The organism is Jatrophihabitans sp., from assembly GCF_035474675.1.
GTDB lineage: Bacteria > Actinomycetota > Actinomycetes > Mycobacteriales > Jatrophihabitantaceae > Jatrophihabitans_A.
Map to the genome: position 1 here is coordinate 1 of NZ_DATINC010000121.1, position 3,690 is coordinate 3,690.

The following is a 3,690-nucleotide window of genomic DNA, read 5'->3' on the forward strand; positions in this document are numbered from 1 at the left end:
GCAGCACCGCACCGATCTCGAGCCGGCCGGGGCTGGTGATCTCGGGCAGCCGGTCACCGGCCGCCCGGTTGCCGACCTGGTCGTGGTCCTGCAGGAACACCACGAACCGCCAGCCCGGGGTGTGCTCGCGGTCCACCGGCCTGCCGTGGTTGCGGCCGCGGAAGGAGGAGTAGCTGCCGTCGTGGAAGAACGCCCGCGTGAACACCTTGGCCAGGCACTCCAGCGAGCCGAAGTCGGCGTAGTAGCCGTGCCGCTCGCCGGACAGCAGCGCGTGCAACGCGTGGTGCACGTCGTCGTCCCACTGGGCGTCCAGGCCGTAGCCGCCGTCCGGATCGTTGGAGTAATCACCTGTGCCGCGCGGGGTGATCAGCTTCGGGTCGTTGAGGTCGGACTCGGCGATCAGCGGCAGCGGCCGGCCCAGCTCTGCGCTGAGCTCGGCCACCTCGACGGCCAGCTGCTCCAGCAGGTGGGTCGGCGAGCTGTCCTGAAGGGCGTGCACCGCGTCCAGCCGCAGGCCGTCGATGTGGAAGTCCCGCAGCCACATCAGCGCGTTGTCCAGGATGTAGCGGCGGACCTCCGCGCTGCCCTCGCCGTCCAGGTTGACCAGGTCGCCCCAGGTGTTGCGCCCGCTCTTGAGGTACGGGCCGAACCGGGGCAGGTAGTTGCCGCTCGGGCCCAGGTGGTTGTAGACCACGTCTAGGATCACCGCCAGGCCCCGGCCGTGGCAGGCTTCGACGAACCGCTTGAGGGCGTCCGGGCCGCCGTACGGCTCGTGCACGGCGTACCAGGCGACCCCGTCGTAGCCCCAGTTCCAGGTGCCGTTGACGCCGTTGACCGGCAGCAGCTCCACGTGGCTGATGCCCAAGTTCACCAGGTGGTCCAGCCGCTCGATCGCCGAGTCCAGGGTGGCGCCTGGGGTGAAGGTGCCGATGTGCAGCTCGTAGATCACCGCACCGGCCAGCTCCCGGCCGGTCCAGCCGGCGTCCTGCCAGCGGTAGCCGGCGGAGTCGTAGACCTCGGTCAGGCCGTGCACGCCGTCCGGCAGCCGCTGCGAGCGCGGGTCGGGCAGCGGGGTGTCGTCGTCGTCGAGCAGGTAGCCGTACCGGGTGCCCGGCGCCAGGTCGGTGTCCAGCTGCCACCAGCCCGGCCGGGTCTGGTCCGGCAGCAGTTCGGAGGTCCGGCCGGAGCCAGTGCCGATGACCGCCCGGACCTGGCCTGCCTGCGGTGCCCACACTGCGGGTCGCATCCTCGTCCTCGCCTCGCGTTCGTGCCTCGGTGCTTTGCGAAGGCCTGGCTGTTCAGGCCGAAATGGTGCTCGGTGTGCCCGGCTGGCCGGGCGGGTGCCGTCCTCAGTCGGTGCGGGTCAGGAACGCCACCGGGTAGCGGCGCAGCAGGTCGGCCAGCCGGGCCCGCCCGGAGTGCTGCTCGCCGGTCAGCTGGTCGACGTAGCGGCCTGCCGGCAGCTCCAGCCCGGTGTCCCGCCAGCCGCCGGCCCGCCGCAACCCGACCGGCAGCCGGGTGGCCACCGCCACCGCGCCGCCGCGGTCGAAGGCGACGGCATGCTCGGCCGCGGGCCCGGTGACGGGCAGCGGGGTGTAGCTGGTGAACCGCTCGGGGTGCTCGCGCCGCTCGCGCAGCACCCGGCTGGTCAGCCAGAGCTTGGCGGCGCCGGTGGCCTCCAGCGGCGGCGGACCGTCGAAGCCGGCCAGCAGCTGCCGGCGCAGCTCGAAGTCCACCGGCCGCCGGTTGTCCGGGTCGACGAGGGAGTAGTCGTAGAGCTCGCTGCCCTGGTAGACGTCCGGCACGCCGGGCATGGCCAGCTGGACAAGCTTCTGGGACAGGCTGTTCGACCAGCCGTCCGGGGTGATCTCGGTGATCAGCTCGTCCAGCAGGCTGTGGATTTCTGCGTCGTCGTAGGCCCGGTCCACCGCCCGGTGCACCGCGGCTTCGAAACCGGCGTCCGGATCCCGCCAGCCGGTGCCCTCGGCCGCCTCGCGCATCGCCTTCTCGGCGTAGGCGTGCATCCGGTCGGAGGAGATCCAGCCGGCCCCGGCGAAGCTCTGCCACAGCAGGTAGCCGAAGGCCCTGGACGGGATGGGCGCGGCGGCCAGCAGCCGCTCGGCGGTGCCGTACCACCGCTCGCCGAGCTCGGCCAGCACCGCCAGCCGGGCTCGGACGTCCTCGCTGCGCTTGGTGTCGTGGGTGGACAGCGTGGTCATCGACTCCGGCAGCAGCTGCTGGCGCTGCAGCTGGGCGGCATGGAACTCGGCCGGGGTGCTGCCGAAGCCGCCCGGGTCCCCGCCCACCTCGTTGAGCCCCACCGCCCGGTTGTAGCGGTAGTAGGCGGTGTCCTCGACGCCCTTGGCCATGATCGCGCCGGTCGCCTGCTCGAACCGGATGCTGATCTCGGTGCCGGCATCGGACAGCAGCGGCAGCAGGTTGGTGATGGCCCCGCGAAGCTCAGGACGCCGGCTGGCAGCCAGCTCGGCGGCCGCGTCGAGCTGTTCGGCGCCGATCGGGTGGTAGGAGCGGTAGACCCCGAAGCCGACGGCCAGCTCGGTCAAGGCCTGTGCCACGTCCTCGTCGCTGTGGGGAAGCACGGGCTGGGCGTGCCGGACGGCGCGGGTGATCCGCAGGATCTCGGCGTGCAGGATGGTGTCGGCGACCATCCGCTTGCCCTGCTCCACGTGGTCGGCCCAGGTCCGCCGGTCGCCGGTCAGCTCGGCGTAGCGGCGGCTGACCTCGGCCTCGGCCGCCGGGTCGTAGAGCAGGGTGTTCACCTCGGCCAGCGCGTCGTAGCCGGTGGTGCCGGCGACCGGCCAGCCGGCCGGCAGCCGCTCGCCGGGTTCGGTGATCTTCTCCACGGTGATCCAGCAGTCCGGCGCGGCGGCGGCCAACCGGTCCAGGTAACCGGCCGGGTCGGCCAGGCCGTCCGGGTGGTCGATCCGGATGCCCTGGACGTCCCCGGCGGCCACCCAGCGCAGGATCTCGGCGTGGCTGGCGTCGAACACCGCCGGGTCCTCGACCCGGATTCCGGCCAGCTCGGTGACGGCGAAGAACCGGCGGTAGTTCTGCTCGTCGTCCGCGCGCCGGTAGCCGATCAGCTGGTAGTGCTGGCGGGCATGCACGTCGGCCGCGCCGTCGCCGGGCTTGACGGTGCCCTCGGCGATCGGGAACCGGTGCTCGAAGTAGCGCAGCTCGGCACTGGGTCCGGTGACGTCCAGGCTGAGCTGGTCGTCGCTGGCGTCATCGCCGAGCACCGGCAGCTTGATCCGGCCGTCGCCGGCCTTCCAGTCGACGTCGAACCAGGCCGCGTACTGCGAGTCCGGGCCGTCGCGCAGCAGCTGCCACCACGTCTCGTTCTGCGCGGCGTCGGCCACTCCCATGTGGTTGGGGACGATGTCCACCACGGTCTGCAGGCCCAGCTCCCGCGCGGTCGCGGCGAGCGCCAGCCGGCCTTGCTCGCCGCCGCGCTCGGGGTCGACCTGGCGGTGGCTGGTGATGTCGTAGCCGTGGTCCGAGCCCGAGGTGGCCTGCAGGATCGGGGACAGGTAGATCGCCGAGACGCCCAGCGCCTGCAGGTAGTCGGCAAGCTCGGCCGCGGCCGACAGCGGGAACCGTCCCCGGATCTGCAGGCGGTAGGTGGAGCTGGGGACGGTGGCGTCCGAGGTCATTCGCCCAGGCTCCGCA

At 72.5% G+C, this 3,690-nt stretch carries 2 protein-coding genes; both read right to left on the bottom strand.

The genetic code is table 11. From position 1 onward, the window contains the following. Window positions 1-1,246 (bottom strand): malto-oligosyltrehalose trehalohydrolase (treZ, locus tag VLJ82_RS14585; protein WP_408664089.1); only part of this gene is annotated, 1,246 nt, incomplete at its 3' end. Window positions 1,247-1,349: 103 nt separating this feature from the next. Then, window positions 1,350-3,674 (bottom strand): malto-oligosyltrehalose synthase, encoded by a 2,325-nt coding sequence (gene treY, locus VLJ82_RS14590; RefSeq protein ID WP_408664090.1) that lies wholly within the window; start codon window positions 3,672-3,674, stop codon window positions 1,350-1,352. Window positions 3,675-3,690: the final 16 nt, after the last annotated feature.

What these genes read in the sequence shown, in the direction of transcription:
- treY (WP_408664090.1), bottom strand. Translation starts at nt 3,674, where the DNA reads ATGACCTCGGACGCCACCGTCCCCAGCTCCACCTACCGCCTGCAGATC.